The 23,248-nt window shown below is 41.1% G+C and carries 22 protein-coding genes; 17 read left to right on the top strand and 5 right to left on the bottom strand.

The features are described from left to right. The first annotated feature begins 248 nt into the window (after window positions 1–248). The 13 genes from murJ to MTF64_RS03530 all read left to right on the top strand — a co-directional run bounded on the left by murJ (window position 249) and on the right by MTF64_RS03530 (window position 15,341). On the top strand, window positions 249–1,829 hold the full coding sequence (gene murJ / locus MTF64_RS03470; RefSeq protein WP_269083494.1) for a murein biosynthesis integral membrane protein MurJ: 1,581 nt from the start codon (window positions 249–251) through the stop codon (window positions 1,827–1,829). An 84-nt stretch (window positions 1,830–1,913) separates the two neighbouring features. Next, entirely contained in the window at window positions 1,914–2,840 is a 927-nt protein-coding gene (gene ribF / locus MTF64_RS03475; protein WP_004588357.1) for a bifunctional riboflavin kinase/FAD synthetase, read from the top strand. 29 nt (window positions 2,841–2,869) lie between these two features. Then, the gene (gene ileS, locus MTF64_RS03480) at window positions 2,870–5,698 is read left to right on the top strand and encodes an isoleucine--tRNA ligase (protein WP_248450586.1); all 2,829 of its coding nucleotides are present in this window, start codon (window positions 2,870–2,872) and stop codon (window positions 5,696–5,698) included. Window positions 5,699–5,710: 12 nt separating this feature from the next. Then, window positions 5,711–6,211 carry a signal peptidase II gene (lspA, locus tag MTF64_RS03485; protein WP_004588359.1) on the top strand — a complete coding sequence of 167 codons (501 nt, stop codon included), beginning with the start codon at window positions 5,711–5,713 and terminating at the stop codon, window positions 6,209–6,211. Then, window positions 6,208–6,648 (top strand): FKBP-type peptidyl-prolyl cis-trans isomerase, encoded by a 441-nt coding sequence (fkpB, locus tag MTF64_RS03490; RefSeq protein ID WP_248450588.1) that lies wholly within the window; start codon window positions 6,208–6,210, stop codon window positions 6,646–6,648. The genes lspA and fkpB overlap by 4 nt, the downstream gene beginning before the upstream one ends. Next, window positions 6,648–7,577: a 4-hydroxy-3-methylbut-2-enyl diphosphate reductase gene (gene ispH, locus MTF64_RS03495; protein WP_029774112.1), complete on the top strand. Its 930-nt coding sequence runs from the start codon at window positions 6,648–6,650 to the stop codon at window positions 7,575–7,577. Before fkpB ends, ispH begins: the two co-directional genes overlap by 1 nt. 40 nt (window positions 7,578–7,617) lie before the next feature. Further along, a complete protein-coding gene (locus tag MTF64_RS03500; RefSeq protein ID WP_248450590.1) occupies window positions 7,618–8,652 on the top strand; it encodes a histidine kinase in 1,035 nt (344 codons plus the stop codon). Then, window positions 8,649–9,353, top strand: a complete 705-nt coding sequence (locus MTF64_RS03505; protein ID WP_248450592.1) for a LytTR family DNA-binding domain-containing protein — start codon at window positions 8,649–8,651, stop codon at window positions 9,351–9,353. Before MTF64_RS03500 ends, MTF64_RS03505 begins: the two co-directional genes overlap by 4 nt. 263 nt (window positions 9,354–9,616) lie before the next feature. Then, on the top strand, window positions 9,617–10,177 hold the full coding sequence (gene pilV, locus MTF64_RS03510; protein WP_248450594.1) for a type IV pilus modification protein PilV: 561 nt from the start codon (window positions 9,617–9,619) through the stop codon (window positions 10,175–10,177). Window position 10,178: 1 nt separating this feature from the next. Next, window positions 10,179–11,174 (top strand): PilW family protein, encoded by a 996-nt coding sequence (locus tag MTF64_RS03515; protein ID WP_029774109.1) that lies wholly within the window; start codon window positions 10,179–10,181, stop codon window positions 11,172–11,174. Next, window positions 11,162–11,665: a hypothetical protein gene (locus MTF64_RS03520; RefSeq protein WP_054983034.1), complete on the top strand. Its 504-nt coding sequence runs from the start codon at window positions 11,162–11,164 to the stop codon at window positions 11,663–11,665. Before MTF64_RS03515 ends, MTF64_RS03520 begins: the two co-directional genes overlap by 13 nt. Before the next feature lies 1 nt (window position 11,666). After that, entirely contained in the window at window positions 11,667–14,909 is a 3,243-nt protein-coding gene (locus MTF64_RS03525) for a PilC/PilY family type IV pilus protein (protein WP_248450595.1), read from the top strand. 9 nt (window positions 14,910–14,918) lie between these two features. Next, on the top strand, window positions 14,919–15,341 hold the full coding sequence (locus tag MTF64_RS03530) for a type IV pilin protein (RefSeq protein ID WP_248450596.1): 423 nt from the start codon (window positions 14,919–14,921) through the stop codon (window positions 15,339–15,341). A gap of 14 nt (window positions 15,342–15,355) precedes the next feature. Here the strand turns inward: MTF64_RS03530 and MTF64_RS03535 are convergent, their stop codons facing one another. Together MTF64_RS03535 and MTF64_RS03540 are read right to left on the bottom strand one after the other, a co-directional pair. Next, a complete protein-coding gene (locus MTF64_RS03535) occupies window positions 15,356–15,886 on the bottom strand; it encodes a GspH/FimT family pseudopilin (RefSeq protein WP_096041389.1) in 531 nt (176 codons plus the stop codon). Between the two features lie 79 nt (window positions 15,887–15,965). Next, on the bottom strand, window positions 15,966–16,517 hold the full coding sequence (locus MTF64_RS03540; RefSeq protein WP_248450598.1) for a GspH/FimT family pseudopilin: 552 nt from the start codon (window positions 16,515–16,517) through the stop codon (window positions 15,966–15,968). 176 nt (window positions 16,518–16,693) lie between these two features. Between MTF64_RS03540 and MTF64_RS03545 the strand changes: the two genes are divergently transcribed. Beyond that, complete coding sequence (locus MTF64_RS03545; protein WP_004588371.1) at window positions 16,694–17,032, top strand: P-II family nitrogen regulator; 339 nt, start codon at window positions 16,694–16,696, stop codon at window positions 17,030–17,032. A 236-nt stretch (window positions 17,033–17,268) separates the two neighbouring features. Here the strand turns inward: MTF64_RS03545 and MTF64_RS03550 are convergent, their stop codons facing one another. Next, window positions 17,269–17,637 carry a hypothetical protein gene (locus tag MTF64_RS03550; RefSeq protein WP_024032265.1) on the bottom strand — a complete coding sequence of 123 codons (369 nt, stop codon included), beginning with the start codon at window positions 17,635–17,637 and terminating at the stop codon, window positions 17,269–17,271. A gap of 57 nt (window positions 17,638–17,694) precedes the next feature. On the opposite strand from MTF64_RS03550, the gene MTF64_RS03555 reads away from it, so the two are divergent. Together MTF64_RS03555 and ggt are read left to right on the top strand one after the other, a co-directional pair. Then, window positions 17,695–18,231 carry a GNAT family N-acetyltransferase gene (locus tag MTF64_RS03555; protein ID WP_096041391.1) on the top strand — a complete coding sequence of 179 codons (537 nt, stop codon included), beginning with the start codon at window positions 17,695–17,697 and terminating at the stop codon, window positions 18,229–18,231. 96 nt (window positions 18,232–18,327) lie between these two features. Further along, a complete protein-coding gene (gene ggt, locus MTF64_RS03560) occupies window positions 18,328–20,001 on the top strand; it encodes a gamma-glutamyltransferase (RefSeq protein ID WP_248450599.1) in 1,674 nt (557 codons plus the stop codon). A 44-nt stretch (window positions 20,002–20,045) separates the two neighbouring features. Here the strand turns inward: ggt and MTF64_RS03565 are convergent, their stop codons facing one another. Continuing rightward, complete coding sequence (locus MTF64_RS03565; protein ID WP_096041392.1) at window positions 20,046–21,248, bottom strand: aromatic amino acid transport family protein; 1,203 nt, start codon at window positions 21,246–21,248, stop codon at window positions 20,046–20,048. Window positions 21,249–21,454: 206 nt separating this feature from the next. Here MTF64_RS03565 and MTF64_RS03570 point away from each other — a divergent pair, with 206 nt between their 5' ends. Continuing rightward, entirely contained in the window at window positions 21,455–22,342 is an 888-nt protein-coding gene (locus tag MTF64_RS03570) for a DMT family transporter (RefSeq protein ID WP_248450601.1), read from the top strand. A gap of 13 nt (window positions 22,343–22,355) precedes the next feature. Here the strand turns inward: MTF64_RS03570 and MTF64_RS03575 are convergent, their stop codons facing one another. Then, window positions 22,356–23,234, bottom strand: coding sequence for an OmpA family protein (locus MTF64_RS03575; RefSeq protein ID WP_054983043.1), 879 nt, complete (start codon window positions 23,232–23,234; stop codon window positions 22,356–22,358). Window positions 23,235–23,248 lie beyond the last annotated feature (14 nt).

The raw sequence follows: 23,248 nt of genomic DNA on the forward strand, positions 1-23,248 counted from the left end.
TGCTCCTAACAATCTTAAATAAAGCTTAAATTAAAGGCCGTGGAATATGCCTGTTTTTATCATGAATGTCAATTTAAATTTAACAACTCAAGAAAAACTGCTCCTTATAACGAACATCAATTTGCCGCTTTAGCAGTTAATATCGCTATTGTAACAAAGCACAGACGCCCAGCCTAGTGCTTTAAAGCGATTTATAAAAAAGACTGTGGCATAATTGTGCTAACTAAAGGTTTTTAAGTAGGTTTAAGGTGTCAAAAGGATTATTTCGCTCCGGTATGATTGTAAGTTGTATGACAATGATATCGCGTATTTTAGGGTTAGTACGAGACGCTGTCGTTGCAAACTTATTAGGTGCTAGTGCAGCTGCTGATGTTTTTTTGTTTGCTAACCGTATTCCCAATTTTTTACGCCGACTATTTGCTGAGGGGGCCTTTGCTCAGGCATTTGTGCCTGTACTTAGCGAAATTAAAGAACACCATGGCGATGATAAAGTTAAGTTATTTGTAGCACAGGCTGCCGGTACGCTGGGCACTATTTTGCTTTGCGTGACTATTTTTGGCGTTATTGCCTCGCCTGTTATTGCCGCGTTATTTGGTACTGGCTGGTTTATAGATTGGTGGCAAGGTGGCCCCAATGCAGAAAAGTTTGTGCTGGCAAGCTCCTTATTAAAGTTAACCTTTCCATATTTGTTATTTGTTAGTTTGGTAGCACTTAGCGGTGCGGTAATGAATGTGTATAACCGCTTTGCAGTGGCTGCTTTTACGCCCGTATTACTTAATGTTTCAATTATTACCTGCGCCATTTTATTGCACGACAAATTTAGCGTGGGGGCGTATGCGTTAGCCATTGGTGTATTTGTGGGCGGAGTGGTGCAATTGTTGTTTCAGTTACCATTTTTATACCGAGCAAAAATGCTGGCACGTCCTCGCTGGGCGTGGCAAGACGAGAACGTTAAAAAAGTGCGTAAGCTTATGCTGCCGGCATTATTTGGTGTTTCAATAAGCCAAATTAACCTCCTGCTCGACACCATGATTGCCTCGCTATTAATGACGGGCTCTATCGCATGGCTTTATTACTCAGATAGGTTAATTGAGTTTCCACTTGGTTTATTTGGTATTGGTATTGCCACTGTTATTTTACCCGCACTTTCTAAATTGCATAGCAGTAAAAAGCTGAGTGATTTTCAGCATACGTTAGATTGGGGTGTGCGTTTTGTGATTTTTTTAGGCATACCCGCCATGGTTGGTTTAATGATTATAAGCCCGCTTATCATTACTGTGCTATTTGATCACGGTGCATTTAAAGACGCTGATGTTGATCATGTCAAAGCGGTAAGCTTAGGGGTGGTTGCCTACTCGGTAGGGTTAGTTAGCTTTATGCTTATTAAAGTATTAGCGCCGGGTTTTTACTCGCGCCAAGATACCAAAACACCTGTGCGCATTGGTATTATTACGCTGGTGCTTAATATGGTATTTAATATTATGTTAGCCCCGTTTATAGGATATTTAGGGCTTGCTTTAGCAACGTCTATGTCGGCCAGCTGCAATGCTTTTTTACTTTACAGGCAACTTAAAAAAGAAAACGTGTATCAGTTTTCTGCAATGAGCCTGCGCTTTAGCGTAAAGTGCATTGTGGCAAGCTTGGTAATGGGCGCTTTAACGTGGTACGTCAGCAGCCGTTATTATTGGGCTACATGGCATTTTTCTGAGCAAGTAATGTTGTTAATTGTATTGCTAGTAATTGCTGCAATAAGTTACTTTGCGGTGCTGTTTTTACTTGGTGTAAGACTAAATACGATAAAAAGTGTAGCAACTACTGAATCAAACTAAAAAAAAGATTATAATCGGCAGCCCTGTGGTTTTGAACGATTTTAAAGTCGTTAATAATACTCGCTGAAAAAGGCATTAGGTGGCATGGAGTTAATTAGAGGTATACACAATATTCGAGCGCAGCATTATGGTTGTGTGTTGACTATTGGTAATTTTGACGGTGTGCATTTAGGCCATGGCGAAGTGTTAAAAGGGTTGTTAGCGGATGCCAAAGCACATAACTTACCCAGTACTGTGATGTTATTTGAGCCGCAGCCGCAAGAGTTTTTTGCTAAAAACAATGCGCCAGCTCGACTTACTCGGTTACGCGACAAACTCAGATTACTAAGTAACCTAGGTATTGAGCGGGTTATTTGTATTAGCTTTAACCAACAATTTGCCAATATGCATGCAGAGCAATTTGTTAGTGATATTTTAATTAAAAAGCTAGGCGTTAAAGCACTCACAGTAGGTGATGATTTTAAATTTGGTAAACAGCGCCAAGGGAATTTTAATTTACTGCTCAGTATGGGCAAACAAGCGGGCATGGATGTAAAAAGCACCGCGAGTTTTCGCCAATTAAATGCTAGAGTAAGCAGCACACTAATACGTGAAGCATTAGCCGCAGGCGACTTAGAAAATGCTAAGTTAATGCTAGGGCATAATTATGCTATTTCAGGGCGTGTAATACATGGTTGGAAAAGAGGGCGAGAGCTTGGTTTTCGGACTGCAAATATAGCGCTTAAACGCCAAGTTTGCCCTGTAAATGGGGTGTTTGCCGTAAAAGCAAACATTGCCGGAAAACACGTTTATGGGGTAGCCAATATTGGTAACAAGCCCACTTTTAATGGAACTCGTGCTTTGTTAGAAGTTCATCTTTTTGACTTTGCACAAGATATATATGGACAGTTTATGCACGTGGAGTTAATAAAAAAACTTCGCGATGAGAAAAAATTCGAGACATTAACACAGTTAACGGCACAAATTGCAACCGATGTTGCCGCCGCAAAACAGTGTTTTGGTTTAAATTAGGTAGCCGATAGATACGGAAAGTAGGATTAATGAGCGACTACAAACATACTTTGAATTTACCGGAAACACAGTTTCCAATGCGTGGCAATTTGGCACAACGTGAACCAAAAATGCTTAAAGCATGGTATGAAGACGACCTGTACGGTCAAATTCGCAGCGCTAAAAAAGGTAAAAAGACCTTTATTTTGCATGACGGCCCTCCGTATGCAAACGGCGATATCCATTTAGGCCACTCAGTAAATAAAATTTTAAAAGACATAATTGTTAAGTCTAAAACTTTATCTGACTTTGATGCACCTTATGTGCCTGGTTGGGACTGTCATGGTTTGCCAATTGAGTTAATGGTTGAGAAAAAAGTAGGCAAGCCAGGCGTTAAAGTAACCGCGAGCGAGTTTCGTGAAAAATGCCGTGCTTACGCTAAAAAGCAAGTTGAAGGTCAAAAAGTAGACTTTAAACGTTTAGGTGTGTTTGGCGATTGGGACAAACCTTACTTAACAATGAACTATGACTTTGAAGCAAACGCTATTCGCGTGCTAGGTCGTATTATTAAAAATGGCCACCTTCATAAAGGTGCAAAGCCTGTGCATTGGTGTACAGACTGTGGTTCTGCATTAGCAGAGGCCGAAGTAGAGTACCAAGATAAGCAATCTCCAGCGATTGACGTACGTTTTACATTTGCAGATCAAGACGCGGTTGTTAATGCCTTTGATTTAGCCGATGGCCATAAAGGCCAAGGCAGTGTAGGTACTGTTATTTGGACTACAACGCCGTGGACTTTACCCGCTAACCGTGCGGTAGCAGTGCATGCAGATTTAGAGTACGCCTTAGTACAAGTAGATGATGATGGCTCACAGCAACGTTTAATTTTAGGCTCAGAGCTTGTTAAAGATGCAATGGACCGTTATGGCTTTAATCATTTCCACGTACTAGGTTATGTTAAAGGTGCAGCACTTGAAAACTTACACGTTGCTCACCCATTTTATGATTTTGATGTACCGGTAATTGTAGCAGACCACGTTACTACTGACTCAGGTACGGGTGTGGTACATACCGCGCCAGGCCATGGTCAAGAAGATTTCGCGGCAGGCTTAAATTACAATCTTGAAGTAGCAAACCCTGTAGGCGCGAATGGCGTTTACCTACCTGATACAGAATTATTTGCTGGTCAGCATGTATTTAAAGCTAATGCCAGTGTAATTGACGTACTAACAGAGCGCGGTGCTTTAATGCATCATCATGCGCTTACGCATAGCTACCCGCATTGTTGGCGCCACAAAACGCCTATTATTTTCCGTGCTACACCGCAGTGGTTTGTAAGCATGGATCAGGCTAACTTACGTCAAGACTCGTTAAGCGAAATTAAAAACACCCAATGGTTGCCAGAGTGGGGCGAAAGCCGCATTGCGAACATGGTTGAAGGTCGCCCAGATTGGTGTATTTCACGCCAACGTACTTGGGGTGTGCCAATTGCTTTATTTGTTGATAAAGACACTGGTGCTTTACACCCAAATACGCAAGCGCTTATTGAGCAAGCTGCAGAGCTGGTAGAAAAATCAGGCATTCAAGCATGGTATGACCTAGAGCCTGCCACCTTGTTAGGCGAAGAAGATGCCAAGCAATACATGAAAGTACAAGATACGTTAGATGTATGGTTTGATTCGGGCGTAACACATGCGTGTGTTGTTGATGCACGTGAAGAGTTAGTTGGCCCAGCCGATTTATACCTAGAAGGTTCTGATCAGCACCGTGGTTGGTTTATGTCATCAATGATGACCTCAGTTGCTATTAACGGTCACGCACCTTACAAGCAAGTACTAACGCACGGCTTTACTGTAGATGAAAACGGCCGCAAAATGTCAAAATCGTTAGGCAACGTTATTTCACCACAAAACGTGATGAATAAACTTGGCGCTGACATTTTACGTTTATGGGTAGCTTCTACCGATTACACCGCCGAAATGACGGTATCGGATGAAATATTTAAACGCTCTGCAGATCGTTACCGCCGTATTCGTAACACTAGCCGTTACTTGTTAGCTAACTTAAGTGGTTTTGATCCAAAAACAGACCAAGTTGCTGTTGATGATATGGTTGAGCTTGATAAGTGGATTGTTGGCCGTGCAGCCCAATTACAAGAAGAAATTTTAGCAGCTTACGATAGCTACCAAATGCTATTAGTAACGCAAAAGCTAATGAACTTCTGTACAGGTGAGCTTGGTTCGTTCTACTTAGATGTAATTAAAGACCGCCAGTACACAGCAAAAAGCGACAGTCATGCACGTCGTTCTTGTCAAACTGCGCTTTATCATATTGCTGAAGCAATGACTCGTTGGATGGCGCCAATTATGAGTTTTACAGCTCAAGAAATTTGGGAAGCACTACCGGGCGAGCGTAGCGATTACGTATTTACTTCGGTATGGTACGACGGTTTACATGCACCGACAAACAGCCAATTTAGCAACGATGACTGGCAAGCGATTCTAAATGTACGTGACGAAGTAAACCGCGTACTAGAAGCAGCCCGAAAAGAAGAAGTGATTGGCGCAACGTTACAAGCAAGCGTTAACTTATACGCCGAAAAAGCACTGGCTGATAAGTTAGCAGCATTAGGTGATGAACTGCGTTTTGTATTACTAACGTCTGCGGTCACTGTATCTGCAGTAGATAGCCAGCCAAGTGATACACAAACAACCGAAATTGAAGGTTTGTACATTAGCGTAGCAGCCACAGATGCAACTAAATGTGAGCGTTGTTGGCATTACAGCGATGATGTAGGTTCAGAGCCTGCACACCCTGAAATTTGTGGTCGTTGTGTAAGCAATGTTGACGGCGAAGGTGAAAAGCGTCAATTCGCTTAGGAGCTTTACTCAGTGAGCAAACTAGCCCAAAAAAGTGGTTTAGTGTGGCTTTGGTTAAGTCTATTACTGCTTGTAATAGACTTTGCCACTAAAACACTTGTTGTAAATACCATGGCTTATCAAGAGTCGATTAATTTACTGCCTGTTTTTAGTATTACCTACGTACATAACTATGGCGCGGCCTACAGCTTTTTAAGTGAAGCGGGTGGCTGGCAACGTTGGTTTTTAAGTTTTATTGCCATTGCTATTAGTGCACTATTAGTGTGGTGGTTAAAGCGTTTACCAGCGACAAATAAAATATTATGTAGTGCTTATGCGTTAGTGCTTGCTGGCGCTATTGGTAATTTATATGACCGTGTTGCTTATGGTTATGTAATTGACTTTATACATGTGTTTTATAAAAACTCGCATTTTCCAGTATTTAATATTGCCGACTGTGCAATTTGTATTGGTGCCGCATTATTATTATTTGATGCCTTTACAGGCGAAAGTCCGAAGGAGCATAAAGCATGAGCCAAGCTGTAATTGGTGAAAACTCAGAGGTTATTTTTCACTTTTCTATTAAACTAGAAGATGGCTCTGCCGCAGACTCAACCAAGGTGCATAATAAACCAGCCAAGTTAACGATGGGTGATGGCAGCTTAACGGCTAATTTTGAAAAGTGCTTACTAGGTTTAAGTGCAGGCGAAGGCAAAACGTTTGAGTTAGAACCAGAGGACGCCTTTGGCCAACCTAATCCAGATAATATTTACTATGTAGAACGCAGTAAATTTGGTGCAGAAACGCCAGCTAAAGTCGGCGCAATTATTGCCTTTACTCAGCCAGATGGTACTGAGCTGCCAGGACTGGTACGCGAAGTACAAGGTGAGTCGGTTACTATAGATTTTAATCATCCGTTAGCAGGTCAACGTTTAACGTTTGAAGTAGATATTATTGAGGTGCAAGGCTAATGGATATTTTATTAGCGAACCCGCGAGGTTTTTGTGCAGGGGTAGACCGTGCAATTAGCATAGTAGAGCGCGCTTTAGATATTTTTGAAAAGCCAATTTACGTACGCCACGAGGTCGTTCATAACCGCTACGTAGTAGATGGTTTAAAAAACCGTGGTGCCGTATTTGTTGAAGAACTAGACCAAGTACCTGATGACAGCATTGTTATTTTTAGCGCCCACGGTGTATCGCAAGCGGTACGCTCAGAAGCTAAACGCCGCGATCTAAAAGTATTTGACGCAACATGCCCATTAGTTACTAAAGTGCATATGGAAGTAACGCGTGCGAGCCGTAAAGGTATTGAGTGTATTTTAATTGGTCACCATGGTCACCCAGAAGTTGAGGGTACTATGGGGCAGTATGACAATAACGACGGTGGTATTTACCTTGTAGAAACCGCAGAAGATGTTGCCAAACTTAACGTTAAAAATGCTGATAATCTATTTTATTGTAGCCAAACAACGCTTTCGGTAGATGACACTGCAGATGTAATTGATGCGCTGCGCGAAAAATTCCCAGCAATTGATGGCCCGCGTAAAGATGACATTTGCTATGCGACACAAAACCGTCAAGATGCTGTGCGTGATTTAGCAGACAAAGTAGATGTGTTATTAGTTGTGGGGGCTAAAAACAGCTCTAACTCTAACCGTTTACGTGAACTTGCAGATAAAATGGGCACAACCGCTTATTTAATCGATGATGCAACCAATGTTGAAGCACAGTGGTTTGGCGAAACTAACGCTGTGGGAGTAACTGCGGGGGCTTCTGCGCCAGAAGTGCTTGTACAACAAGTTATTGCACGCTTAAAAGAGCTAGGCGGCAAGCAGGTAGTTGAAAACCCAGGTGAAGAAGAGAATATCGTATTTGCCGTTCCTGTTGAGCTGCGTTAATCTATATAAATTAATTATTTAGATTACAAGGAGAGCCGTTATGAGCAAGTTGCCGCAAGGTGAAACATTGCTTTTTTCGGCTCTTTTTAATGAGCGAGGGGTACTTGCCACGCTTATTGTTACCCAAGTTGTTGCTACCATCTTAGCGTTTGCTCCTTTTGTTGAAGGGGATAGCTGGCAGAGCCTTGGCGTAATTAGTTTATTTTCTCATATGACCGTTTTGGTCAGTATTTATGCTTTATACTCTTTTCGGGGTGTTTTACAAAAAAAGCCGCAAACCACCCAACTTTTTGCTTTTTTTATTTCCTTTTTAGTCAGTACCGCTTTATTTAGTGTGTTGTGTGCCCGCTACTTTTTAGATATTACAAATAATGAAACGAGTATTTATTTTGTATTACGAAACTGCTTAATTGTTTTTTTGATCACGGCTTTATTTGTACAGTTTTTACTGATTTATTTTGAAAAAGAGCAGCAAACAAAAGCGCTCTCGCGCGCGGAGCTTGATGCTTTGCAAGCCAGAATTCGCCCTCATTTTTTGTACAATAGCCTTAATACCGCCGCCGAGCTTACACATCATGACGCTGATGCTGCAGAGCAAGCAATACTTGCGCTTGCGGCGCTGTCGCAAGCGGCTATGCGCTCGGGGCAGCGCGTTTCTCTCGAAGATGAGCTGACCTTATCAAAACAATATGTTGCGCTGGAAACCTGGCGCTTTGGCAGTCGTTTAAAGCTTAATTGGCAAGTGCCTGCTGATTTACCAGATATTAGTATTCCGTGCTTAACCCTTCAGCCGTTAATAGAAAATGCGGTGTGTCATGGGGTAGAGCCCAGTGAAACAGGGGCCGTTATTAGTGTAGAGCTACACGTAACAACAGGGTATTTAACATTGATTGTTTCTAACCCTATCACTCATAATGAGGCGCTAAAAAGACCAAATAATGGCATGGCACTTGAAAATATTCGCCAGCGATTGTTTATTTATTACAAAGAAAAAGCACAACTAACGATCACACAAAAAGAGGATGTATTTAGAGTAAAAGTAGTGATCCCTAAGCTGTTTGAGAACCCCCAATGAATGTTGTAATTATTGATGATGAACCGCTAGCTCGCACTAGAATAAAGCGGCTACTGCAGCAAAACGAGCATATTTTAGTTAAAGGCGAAGGTGATAACGGCGCGCAGGGGCTTGCCATTATCAAGCAGGTTCATCCCGATTTGGTTTTTTTAGACATAGATATGCCGGGTATTAATGGCCTAGAGGTAGCGCAGCAACTCAATACGCTGAGCGTGCCACCGGCAATAGTATTTGTAACGGCTTACCCCGAGCATGCACTTGATGCGCTACAGCTTAGTGCCGCAGGATACTTAGTAAAACCAGTTACTGAACAGGCATTAAATAAAGTGTTAGCGCAAGTAGGGCGTTTAAATAAAGCGCATATGCAAAAGCAGCAATCTACAAAAATTAGTTATCAGCTTGGTGGCACAATAAAAAGTATTGAACTTGATCAAGTGTATTACTTTAATGCCCAAGAAAAATACACCAATATGGTATTTCAAGAGGGCGAGGCCCTAATTGAACAAAGCTTAAAACAACTTGAGCAACGCTTCCCAACGCAATTATTACGTATTCACAGAAATACGCTCATAAACAGACAAAAGCTTGTTGCCTTGCATACTCAAAGCCCTGGTGCACATAGCGTAGAACTAGCCGGATGTAAGGAGCAATTAAGCGTAAGTAGGCGAGAGCTAAAAACAGTAAAAAATGCGCTAAGTTAGAGCCTGTTATATTTTAGGTTGAATTTTTAGTAGGTTGCTTGGCTTTTAAAGCAAGGCAGAGGCCGTTATTGAGCCCACTAAATTAGCAGCATTGCGCTGGAGTTAAATCGCCTCCAGATAGAGTAATTTTAATCCTCAAAGCTCAATTGGCTTGATGCTGTTAACCGTTTATCAACAAATTTAACCGCTTGTCCTAGTATATATTGCATCTACATTTTCAATGCATAAACTTATAATCAGATAAAATTTATTTGGTTTTTACTATGCATTCACCTCACAAAAAACCTCAAAAAGGCTTTACCTTAATTGAAGTGCTGATTGCGTTTATTATTTTAAGCTTTGGCTTATTAGGCGCTGTTGCACTGCAAGCAAAAGCTAAGCAGGCAAGCTTTGACTCTATGCAGCGCGCAGCCGCGGTAGCGTTAGGAAATGATATTATTCAGCGCATTAGAGCAAATGATACCGCACAGCTAGCTACTTTATATACGCAAACTTTTACCAGTAAAACATCAACGTCTACCTCTACGGCTTGTTTTAGTGGGTCATGCACTGCAGCGCAAGTTGCAGCCCTTGATTTACAGCAATGGAAACGCGCCATTCGTGCACGCGAAAACACCGGCTCTCTCGATGATGCCACTGTATGTATAAACCCTACGGCTGCAGCAGGTACGGGTGGGCGTGGGTTTAATATTGAAGTAATAGTGTCTTGGCAAGGCCGCCAAGAGTTTAATGCCAATGATGAAACCAAAGCACTTAAATGCGGTACTGACGATAAAAAACGCCGTTTGGTTGCATTAAATAGCTATATATACCTAAGGAGCTAACATGAGAGAAAAAGGTTTTACGCTAATAGAAATGATGATTTCATTATTTATTGGTGGGCTTATTTTAGGTGGGGTGATGTTTACCTATATTGGTATGAAAGTAACCACAAAAGACACAATGACAATAGGCGAGTTACAAGAGTCAGGCCGCTTAGCCATTAATATTATGCAGCGTGATATAGAGCAGGTAGGCTTTTGGGGAACTTATTATGATGATTCGTTTACTGCAGCAAACACACAAACGTTAGCTAACCCTGGTGGTGATTGCTTCGAAGGGCTTAATAACGGCAGCTTTCCGGATTTAGCATCTTCTAGCAATTTCAGAACTATTTATGCAAAAGAGGCCAGTTCAACAAGTGAGCTTAACTGTATAAGTAAGCCAATTGCAGGAACTGACATTTTACAAATCAAGTTTTTACAAGGTGAGCAGCTCACGGTAGATGGCGCCACTAATGAAACACAAGCGGATGAAAACTATTTTATAGCTGAGCAAGAAAGCGCAGAATTTACCCGAGGCGTTGTAGCTGCGGGTAGTTTAAACGTTAATGCCACGGTGTGGCCTTATAGCCATCATGTTTATTACCTCGCAGAGCAAACTTATACAGTAAATAATAAAAGCCTAACAGTACCAGCATTAATGCGTAAACGCTTAAATGGCGCCAACATGAAGGCCGAAACCATTATGGAGGGCGTTGAAAACATGCGCTTTGTATTTGGTTTAGATACAGACAGTGATAGCCGTGTTGATTCGTACCGAAGTATTGAGGACATGCAGCACTCTGACTGGGAAAACCGCAAAAGCATTTTAACAGTGCAGGTTTTTTTATTAGTTAGAGCATTGCAGCCAGATCCGGGTCTTAAAATAAAAAATCAAACATATATTTTAGGTGAAGATGAAGACTCCCGAGAGCTCACTTTTACCGATACTTACAGAAGAACAGTATTCACCACCACAATTCGTTTAAATAACGTGGGAGCAAATTTATGGCGTATCTAAGTAAACACGCAAATAAACAACAAGGTGTTGTGCTTATTACAGCCCTTATTATGGTTATTGCTGTAACGGGAATTGCCGTTACACTAATGAGCAGCAGTAGTGTAGATATAAAAATTACCAATGCAGCTCAAGAGCGAGAAGTCGCTGAAAATGAGCTTATTGGAGAAGTACAGCGAATGATTTCTGATGAGGCAAGCAAAGGTGCTGCTAATCAGTTTTTTTTAACGCCAGATGAAGTATCAACTCATGCAGGCGCAGATGATGAAGGGATGGTAATAGCCACGCACGACGATATGCAAAGCAAAATGATAAACCTAAATCAGGGGGCGCTTGATTTAGAGTGCCCACGCCGATTTAATTTTACTGCCGGTATATCGTGTAACATGCTGCAAATATCTACCACTATTCAATATGGCTCTAAAGCAAAGCACGAACTTACAATTGTAACAGGTGTAGCTCAAGAAATGGCCAGTATAAGTAAGGGGATTTAAAATGAAATTTAATCTTAATAAGCCATTGGTCTCTTTACTTGGTCTCGCACTGAGCGGCTCAGTAGTTGCTGAAGATATAGAGCTTTATGTAAACCACGATGTAGATGTGGAAGAAAAGCCAAGGGTTTTACTTATATTTGATACCTCAGGCAGTATGGCGTTTTCATCTAACACAGGTCTTAGTTGTGGTTTCAATGAAAGTAGTAACCTGTATATTCCTTGCCCAGATAGCCGTCTTGCTGCTGCAAAGACTGCAATGAAAAAAGTAGTGAATGACAATGAAGGGATCGATTTCGGTTTAATGCGTTTTGTAGGAACAGCTGGTGGCTATGTGGTTGAAGGCATAGGAAGCCCGCACTCGGATATTACTTCATCAATCGACAGGCTTCCTGCTAATGGGGGTACGCCATTAGCCGAGACTCTGTGGGAAGCATATCTGTATATTACAGGTGGCGGTTTAGAGTATGCGGAGCCAATAGATCAATCAGATAGAGACACCTCAATCGAGAACGAAGTATTAACTGGAAGAGAGCGTGTTCGTAAATGTAATAGATGGAGATGTTGGAACGAGTGGGAAAATACATATAGTTATAACTATATTTCCCCTTTCGCTGACTCAAATGCAGAGGCAAAACGTTGTGATAATTCAGTAAATATAATTTACATGACGGATGGAGACCCTTCACCCCGATATGTATATGATCGTTGGGGAAGACGTTACATTAACGAAAATAGCGATAATGGCAGTGATGCTTCAATAAGCGCAATACACAATAATTATTTTGGGCAACCTTTGGTCGAGGGGGACTACGTTTATAATAATTATTTGCATCAATTAGCTAAAATAATTCATGGCACCAGTAATACGACAGTTGATTTGTATCCATCAACACCTGATATTCATGAAACAGGCCGCATATACACCATAGGTTTTGGGTCAGGCATGAGTGACGAAGGGCAAGAGTTGTTGCGGCAAACAGCTTTATTAGGTGGTGGTGAAAACTTACCAGCAAGTACACCGGATGAGCTTTCTAACTCGCTAAATAGCGCTATTTCTCGCATTCGTGAAGTTAACGATAGTTTTTCTTCGCCTTCAGTTGCAAGTAACAACGTAGACCAAACACGTAGCCGTGATGCTATTTACTTTGCCATGTTTTACCCAGAAACAAACACTCGATGGGGTGGGAATTTAAAAAAATTAAAAGTATCAGGCAGTGAAATAGTTGACTCTGAAGATAATACAGCGCTTGATTCTGATGGCTTAATAGACACAGATGCTAAAACGTTTTGGCTGCCAGATGGCCAGTCTGCCGATGGTAACTTAGTTGCACAAGGGGGTGTAAACTATCATTTAGCTACACTCACGGGGACTCCAGCTGAAGAAAGACGCAACCTCTATACAGATAAGCAAGGCGATTTAGTTGAGTTTACTACTAATATTGTGAGCGATATTTTAGATTTAGTCACCAATAACCCGATTAGCCTAGCTAGTTCAGATATAAAATGGGCAATGGGGATAGATGTTGACGATGAAGACAACGATGGCTCAAACACCGATCAACGCAGCGATATTTTTGGCGACCCTTTACATTCTAAGCCAGTGGCAATCGACTATGGCAATGACGACATACGTATATTGATTGGTACTAATGCCGGCTTTTTACATATGTTTAAAGACGATGATACCAATAACCAAGTGACCGAAAGCTGGGCGTTCATTCCCTCTGATCTTTACGATATAATTCAGCCTTTACGCAATGAAGACACCGGTAAACTCTACGGGATGGACGGCCCAATCAGTGTTTACTTTAGTGATAAAAGCTTAAATGACGAAGGCATTAACGATGGTATTGTTGATGCAAGCGATGGTGATGACGTGTGGGCATTTGCAGGTATGCGCCGTGGTGGAAAAAACTATTACGCCTTTGATATTACTAACCCCGATCAGCCTAAAAAACTATGGGATAACCCTATAGAAGGCGGTACTGGCGATTTTAAAGAGCTAGCTCAAACGTGGTCCAAACCCCAAATAGCGTACATAAAAGCATTTGGTGATAAGCCATTACTCGTTTTTGGTGCAGGGTACGATACAAATAAAGATGCCGTGGTAAGAAGTGAAGACTCGGTTGGTCGCGGTATTTATATAGTAGAAGCTGAAACAGGTAAAAAAGTGTGGGCTTTAACGCCAAACGAAAATGGATTTAAAGGCAAGCACTCGATTGCAGCAAATGTTTCTACGCTTGATTCAGATTACGATGGTTACATTGACAGAATTTATGCTGCCGATACCGGGGGCGATATTTGGCGTATAGACATGCCAGGCACAAGCACCAGTAATTTTACGCACTTTAAACTTGCAGAGCTTGGTAGCAGTTTAGCAAGCCAAGACCGTCGCTTTTTTTACCAGCCGTTGGTGGCACGTACACTTTATAGCAAAGTAAGTGAAACAACGATTAATGGTGAAACAGTGATTACACGTTTAGATACGCCTTATGACGCTATTGTAATAGGCAGCGGAAATCGCTCAAAACCAACAGGTACAAATGAAGACGATCAGCTGTTTATGATAAGAGATGAAAATACAGTAACTCAGTCATTCACTAGCGCCCCTACAGCGATTAAACCAGCAGATTTAATGCTAATGAACAGCGACCCGTTTGGTAATGCTCTTGATGATGTAGATGAGTTTGTTGATTTAGAAGTCGATTTAGCTAAATTTAAAGGCTGGCGCTATGAATTAGGCACCGGTGAAAAATCTTTAGCAGCAGCCACAGTGGTGGGCGGTGTCGCTTACTATACAAGCTTTACTCCATCATCAGAAACCTCTACAGAGAACCAATGTTCGTTAAGTGGCGGCGGCGGCTCGTTGTATGCGTTCCATTTACATTATGGCACCAAGGTATATGACGACTTAAAGTTTACCACTAGCTATGATGTACCTGATACACCACAATTGTACTTTGGTGAAGGCCCCTCTTGTGCCGATGGAAATGGCGACGGCTTTTGTGATGATAACCCAACCATTGAAGTGACCGAAGAAAGCCAGTTTTACCTAATTGGGCCGGGAATAAAAGGCGAAGATGCACAAAACCCAATGAAGCCAGTAGAAATAATGGGCCCAGGCTTAACGGTTGTAGATGGTAGCGTACAATTAGTGAATGACGATGATAGTGTAGGGTTTGGCTTTAAAACCCAACAAACCTATATTTATAAACGTGAAGAAAATGATGAAATTGATGATTAAGGAATATTAATGAATAAACAAGCACGCGGATTCACGTTGATAGAGTTAATGATAGCCGTAGCTATTGTAGGTATTTTAGCCTCAATAGCACTGCCTAATTATACTGAGTATGTTAAACGCTCTTCTCGGGCCGAGGCCGCAGCTGTGCTTTTAGACGCTGCAAACAAACAAGAGCAGTACTTCGTAGATAATCGTGAGTACACAGAGACATTCTCAGACTTAGGTATACAAGAGACCACAGAAAACGGCTATTTTGAGCTGTCGATTGATGTGGATGATAACGATAATACGTTTACAATTACTGCAAAACCTATTGCGGGTGCTGTAAAAGGCGACGGTGACTGCACGCAAATTACAATTACTGACACAGGCTATAAAGGCGCAAAAGGCAGTAAAGGTAATTCAGATGTTGAGTATTGCTGGGGACGTTAACTTAATCGGGTTAACTAGTCGCTCTGACATTTGTCGGTTGATTTAATTCGTATACGGCCTGTTTGACTGACAGATAAAGCCAGCCCCTCAAGGTTGGCTTTATCTTTATTTGGGCAATATATAAATGTTCCATTTTGAAAACCATTTAAAGAGCCATCGGGCCGAAAGGTAATTGCACTTCGGGGGTATTGCATAGAATCTGCATCATGGATTTTTTCAAATGTGCTTATTAATAAGTCGTCGGTGTCTAATGACGTAGACTTGTCGTTATCAATAAACAGCGACATTTGCCCATCCCACTCATCTTTAGTGCATTGATTATCTTTTAAAGCACACAAAGTAACATAAGTGCCATTTTCAATGGCGTAAAGGCGGCCATAATTAATATTTCTGTGCAGCAAACTAACATGATTGTCGGCTCGGTTTTTCGCTAAAAAGTCAGGAAAAACCGATAGAGAAATTTGGCTAACAATGCTCACAATAGCAATAGATGCCATTAATTCTAAAAGCGTATAGCCAGCCTGAGTTTGGGTAGATAACCTCATCCCTGAAGCCCTGAGTCAAAAAATGTATTAGCTCAGTGTAGTAAATGATAAAAATATGACAACTTAAATTGTATGTTTTTTAACCGCATTTAAGTGCGCTGTCACCGGCATAAAAAGCAGTACCTGATAGCAATAAAGTAAGCGCTTTATTATTTTCAGTGCCACCATTGGGGCAAAAAATAAAGTCACCTGGGTTTGTGGTAATTCGTCCACTAGTATTAAAACGCAAGCGACGCTCATTTCCTGTAAAGGTTAACTTGTCGTTATCTGATATTTCTTCCATGACTCTAAGCAGTGTATCGGAAGCGCCATTATAGTGCCCATCGTTATCTACATCGATAAATACAACAATAATTTTATTCTCGTCCCACTTTTTGTTGCAGTTGAAAGTGTCTTTGCTGTTTTTAATTTTACCTTGGCCAGTAGGGCACACAACAACAATTTCATCTGTGCTGGCGGCTTGTGAGCGAGCAAAGCTAATATTACGCTTTAGTTCAAGCAAGAAATTCTCAGCGCGGTTTTCCTCAAGCATATCGCTACTGTCCCAAAGAGCTATAGAGGCGATAATACCGACTATGGCTACTGCCACCATGAGCTCTAATAAAGTTAAACCAGTTTGGAATTTTTTCATATTATTTATACCTACTACATTTGTTATTATAGCTAGTTGAGAATGATTTATAATTCAGACTTATAAATAATTATACCACGCTTGGTTGTTTTATCATCGAATTCAATTGCTTTGTTTGCTATGAACTCGATGATTGTCTAAAATCGAGGCAACTAAAGCTTTAATAAGTAGTGAGCATGAAAAAAATAGAAGCAATCATCAAACCGTTTAAGTTAGACGACGTACGCGAAGCCCTATCAGATGTAGGTATTACGGGTATGACTGTAAGTGAAGTAAAAGGTTTTGGTCGTCAAAAAGGTCACACAGAACTTTACCGTGGCGCTGAGTACATGGTGGATTTTTTACCTAAGGTAAAACTTGATATTGTGCTAACCGATGAAGATGTTGAACGCGCTATAGAAGTAATAGTAAAAACAGCGCAAACAGGCAAAATTGGTGATGGTAAAATATTTGTCACAGATGTTGAGCGTGTAGTACGTATACGCACCGCAGAAGAAGACGAAGAAGCAATTTAATTATAGTAATAAGCGCATAAATAAAAAGGCTGCAAATAATGTTATTTGCAGCCTTTTTTTGTAAATACTATTTAATACCAATCAGCAATAATAATTAAGTATTTTAAGGGGCTAAGCCTCACGCTAAGTGCGTTAAAACGCTTGTTAAGAACACCTAGATAGCAATTTTTTACTTACTAAACAATGTTTTTACCCCAAAGAAAATTACTTAATTAAATGAATTAGTATCAATAATATTACTGTTTTTCAGCATGTTCTTCACGCGCTTCTTCAATTTCTTCGGCAATTTCTTGCGCTTTTTGCTTCGTTTTTTCGGTTAATTCACCCGCTGCTTCTTTGCTTTTTATCCATGCATCAACGGCAATCTCTTTGCCATCGTCGTACATGTCTAAGCCCATTGCTTTACTTTGTTCAAGCAGCTCATTTAATGACTCATCATTTTTAAGCTCTGTGGCTTTATCTTTTACATCGTTCCATGTATCACCAAGCTGCTCTTGCATTTGCGCGCTTTTATCTTTTGCATCTTCTTGTACTTCCTGAGCATCTTCACAGCCCGTTAGTGTAATTAAAGTGCCTAATAAAGCTAAACCTGCTAATTTGTTCATGTGCTATCTCTCCTTAGAGACAAATAATTAATTCCACTTAATAATAGAACAGCGAAGATGAACACACCTGTAACAACACGCTTAAATTTCAAATTAATGAATGAACACGATTGGCCGCTGCTGCATGAACTAGATCAAGACCCCGCGGTAATGAAATACATAAACCGAGGAACGCCTTCAACATTAAAACAAATTAAAGAAATAGGGATCCCCAGAATGCTTGCCTATAAAAATGCAAACAAAGGCTGGGGGCTGTGGAAAATCACCCTTAAAAAAGAGGACTCTTTTATAGGGTGGGTGCTTGTTAGGCCTATGCACTTTTTTACTCAAACTCCCGATTTTACAAATATTGAAATAGGGTGGCGCTTTAAGCAATCTAGTTGGGGACAGGGTTATGCAACGGAGGCGGCTAGTGCATTATGTAACGCCTTAAAAATACAGCCAGAGATAAAAACACTATCGGCAATGGCACTGGCCGATAATAAAGCTTCAATTAGCGTCATGCAAAAGCTGGGATTTACCTGGGTTAAAAACTATATACACACTGATGAACAAGGCGATTTGGATGCCGTTTTATACGCAAAGGCGTTATAGCATACAAAAAAATCACTTGTATAAACATTGACCTAACGTTCTGTGGTATGCATAAATGAGCCAAGCGAGATTCAAATAATAAAGTAAGGATGTTTTATGGGGTTATTTTTTCGACCAAGCCGGCTCATTGTTAAGAGTGTGTTGATTGCACAATTTTGTATATTTAGCGTGCAGGCGGAGCAAGTTACTAAAAGCGCTGTCGCAATGCCTGACTCGTTTAGTGCAGATACAGCACAAGCTATTTTAGAGCAAGGTGGAAATGCCGTTGATGCGGCTATTGCTGCGCAATTTGTATTAGCGGTAACGCTTCCCGAAGCCGGAAATATTGGCGGGGGAGGCTTTATGCTTATACAAAAAGAGGGAAAAGGCGACTTTATAGACTATCGCGAAACCGCTCCCCAAGCAGCGCACAGAGATATGTATTTAGATGCCAAGGGCGATGTAATTAAAAACAAGTCAATTTATGGTATTCAAGCAAGTGGTGTACCAGGGAGCGTAGCCGGTATGTGGCTGGCGCATCAAAAACACGGCACCTTAAAATGGCAAACATTAGTACAGCCTGCGGTTACCTTAGCAGAGCAAGGCTTTAAAGTGCCGCCCAAATTGGCTCAAGGGGTCGCACAATACATTGCTCATTTAGACAAACAAAATATAAATGTAAATTTTAAACACTATTTTGCAGATATAAAAGCAAATCAGATTTTTAAACAGCCTGAGCTAGCCGCTACTTTAAAACGCATAAGAGATAACGGTCAAGACGGTTTTTATAAAGGCGAAACAGCCCGCATTATTGCCAACTTTATGCACCAGCACGGCGGCATTATTAACGAAACTGATTTGGCTAATTACACGGCTGTGTCGCGCACGCCGATTAAAGCTAACTGGAACGGTTATGAAGTATTAACCTCTCCACCGCCAAGCTCTGGCGGAATAGCTATTTTGCAGTGGCTAAAAATGTTTGAGCTTAGAAAAAGCGAAATGGGGCTGGTACATAACTCTACTCAATACGTGCATTTACTTGCTGAAATAGGTAAACGTGTGTTTGCCGATAGAGCTGAGTACTTGGGCGATCCGGACTTTTTTGATGTACCAGTGACTGAGCTTACTCATATTGATTACCTAAAAGCGCGCAGTAAAGATATTTCTTTGACAGCTATTTCAACCACCGAAAACATTAAACCGGGCCTCAAAGAAAGTGAGCAAACCACGCATTTTTCTATTATTGATAAAATGGGTAATGCAGTGGCCAATACCACAACGATTAATTTAAGCTTTGGTAGTGGCGTTGTGGTTGAAGGTGCAGGCTTTATATTAAATGACGAAATGGACGACTTTAGCGCTAAACCTGGGGTAATGAACGCCTTTGGTGCGCTCGGCGGTAAAGCCAATGAAATTCAGTCACAAAAGCGTATGCTTAGCTCAATGTCGCCAACCATACTGCTCAAAAACAACAGCGTTAAAATGGTCACAGGCTCGCCTGGGGGCACAACAATTATTAGCTCGGTGTATCAATCTATTTTAAATGCGGTTGAATTTAACATGGGCGCCAACGATATTGTTAATAGCACGCGGTTTCATCATCAGTTATGGCCTAAAAACGTGATCAGAACACACGCAGGGCTCAGTGAAAACACTCAAGCTGAACTTATAAAAATGGGCTACACACTGGATGAGCGCCGTTTTGGCGATTTGCAGGTTATTGTAAATAAAGACGGTGAGTTACAAGCAGCTTCTCAGGCTACAGGCCGTGGTGAGTCTCGGGTATTTTAACATTTTTAACTAACCCCTTTAAGCTAAAGGGGTTAGTTTTGTTATTAACCAATAGCGGGTACTAATCCCAACATTTGCATAAATTGGGCGACAATAATTACAACGCCGCACAGCCCTGCCACCGCTAAACCCATATTACCACTTCGCACTTGGTATCCCGTTTGAGGGCCCGATTTACGCTGCTTATACACCATAGAAACCGGTAAAAATATTGCTAATACCACAAGGGCGATGGCTGCATAGCCTAGCGCCATTATAAATCCCTGAGGGTAAAATAACGCAAACCCTAAAGGGGGAATAAAAGTAATTAGCGCGGTTTTTATTCTTTCTGATTTGGTGTCGCCTTTATTAAATGCATCAGCAAAAAAATCAAATAACCCTAAGCTAACACCTAAAAAAGAGGTGGCCAATGCTAAGTCGGCAAACAGAGTAACGGCGCTTGTTACCTGCGGATTATGCGCAATATTTGCCACACTCTCTACAAAGCCTGTTAAGCCATTACTATTGAGTAAATCACTTTGCTGCATAATCCCTTGGCTAAGCAGTTGCCAAAAAATATAAATCACTAAAGGTAAAGCAGCCCCTGCAATCATTACCTTACGCAATACTTTTGTTTCTAGCCCCACATACTTAACAATTGACGGAATAGAGCCATGAAAACCAAATGAGGTAAAAATAACGGGCAAGGCAGATAAAATCAGCCCTTGCTCAACGGGCATTTCAAGTAAGTGCTTACCTTGTACATAGGGTGTAAGCATATAAAACAAGCTGCCTAGTACTAAAATTTTAATCGTAAATAACACGCGGTTAAGTTTATCTACTTTACTGGTGCCTAAAGTAACCACGCTACCTATTACAATGGCCAAAACAATAGAGGCAATTTGGGGCGCTATGTTTATGCTCAAATCACTACTAATACGCGACTGCAACTGCGCGCCACCCCCGGCTATATAGGCTGCGCACAGGGCGTAAAACAAAAATATCATCGAAAAGTTAGCTACGTACTGGCCGCGTTTTCCTAACCAGCGCTTTGCTAAGGTGTTTAACGTTGCATCTCTAGGGGCGTATTGGTGGAGCTCTAGCATTAATAAAGCGGTGTAGGTCATCAGTAACCAGCTGGCTATTATCAGTGCAAGCGCGGTATTAAATCCAAGCCCTGCAGAGGCTATTGGCAATGCCAGCATACCTGCGCCTATGGTGGTGCCTGCAACAATTAACATGCTGCCTATTGTTTTATTTTTAAGCACTTAACTATCCTAAAATGTGTGAGAGGCACTCAAGATATAACTAGTTACTTAAAACATAAATAGTTTTGTAATAAATGCCGGTAAATAATAATGTAACTATGAATTTACAGCTGTATTTAGACGTTTATATATGTACTGCGTATTACTTTCGCGCGTATAATTTACTTTAATAGGGTTTCTACCTCCTCAGTGCAAAGGAATGGCGTGTGCCAGTTAAATTATCTTATTTACTACTTGTCATTATTTGGTGTACTACGCCTTTAGGTATTGTATGGAGCAGTGAAACTGTAGCACCAACGCTCGCCGTTTTAATGCGCATGGTTATAGGCTTATTTGTTGCTGGGTTAATTGTTGCTATAGCCAATATTCGTGTACCTTGGAGCAAAAACGCGTGTACGTTATATGCATACTCCAGTTTGGGTATTTTTGGCGGTATGTCATTAAGTTACATGGCTGCTACCACAGTACCTTCAGGTATTATTTCATTAGTGTTTGGCCTTGCGCCTATTCTCTCTGGCTTTTTAGCACAAAGGTTACTTAATGAGCCTAAATTTAGCCCTATTAAATTAATAGCGCTGAGCTGTGCATTAATAGGCCTTTATTTTGTAAGTTATAACCAGCTACAAACCTCACAAACTCAGGGCATAGGGCTGATGTATGTGTTATTGGCGGTTACTTTATTTAGTCTTAGTGGGGTGATGATCAAACGTGTAAAAATTGCTATTCACCCTATGGCAACCACTTTTGGAGCGCTGGTTTTTGTTACTCCTTTATTTGGGCTGCTGTGGTGGCTGGTAGATGGGCAAATAAGTATGGATTATTGGAGTGCTCGCTCGTTATGGAGTATTGCGTATTTAGGTATTTTTGGCTCGATTGTAGGGGCTTTAGCGTATTTTCATGTATTACAAAAGTTAAACGCCAGTACTGTAGCCTTAAGTAGTTTAATTACACCAAGTTTTGCATTAGCGCTAGGCGCATTACTTAATAACGAGCCTTTAAGTCAGGAGCTTATTATAGGAGCTATAATTATATTTTTGAGTCTAACGTTTTTTCAGTTTGGCGATAAGCTCATAAAGCGGCGCAGCGGTAGTTAGCAGTTTAGGGCGGTTACATTTTTGCTATTTGAATAATTAAACGACGGTTTTTATTTCGCCCTAAAATATTTTCGTTAGTATCAACAAAACGTTTTTCACCTAGGCCTGTGGTTTCTACTTTGCCCTCATCAACACCTAAGCTGACCATATAATCTTTTATAGCTTTAGCACGCTTACGCGATAAATCTAAGTTATTCCAACGGCCACCGTAGCTATCGGTATACGAATCAATACTTATAGACTCAATACTGGTATCATTTTTTAAATACTCAGCAATTTTATCTAAGCGCTTTTGCGACTCTTTAGTGAGCTTACTGCTATTTGATTGGTAGTTCATTACAGTAAATGAAATATCTTCAAAGCTGTATGGTAAAAGTTCATCGCGGCACTGCAAAAACGCCCAATAGGCTTGCTTAAAATTAACGCTTGAAATACCAACGGCAATTTTGTCGGCACTATTTTGCCAGTCTTGGTAGTAAAAGGTAGGATGAAACCCTTTTTCAAGTTCAGTTAGCATTTCCCATGCGGTTTTATTACCAAGCTCACCATCAAACTTTTTAAGTAACTTCATCGTGGTTATATCACGCGCGGGCAGGCCTGAACGCCATGCTGGTGGCACCGCCTTTAAACCGGCTATATCGTAATTGTCGGGGCGCACAACCATATCTAGATTAAAAGTTAGGTTTTTGTTTTTACTAGCCGATGCCTTAAATATGGCCTCACCGTAGTAGGGCACTTCGTGGTTTAATTGGCACTGTAAGCGTGTTGTTTTTATAACTTCCCAATTGGAGTTATCTTGATTTGCGCTGTATTGGCGCATAGCCGCTTGCGATGAATAACTCATCAAGGCGGTGCCAAGGCTTACGCTAATAAAAAACAACTTACACTTCATAAAACGCTCCGGTT

Origin of the sequence: Pseudoalteromonas sp. 2CM41L (genome assembly GCF_023161905.1) — a bacterium.
In the GTDB taxonomy this organism is placed as follows: domain Bacteria; phylum Pseudomonadota; class Gammaproteobacteria; order Enterobacterales; family Alteromonadaceae; genus Pseudoalteromonas; species Pseudoalteromonas atlantica.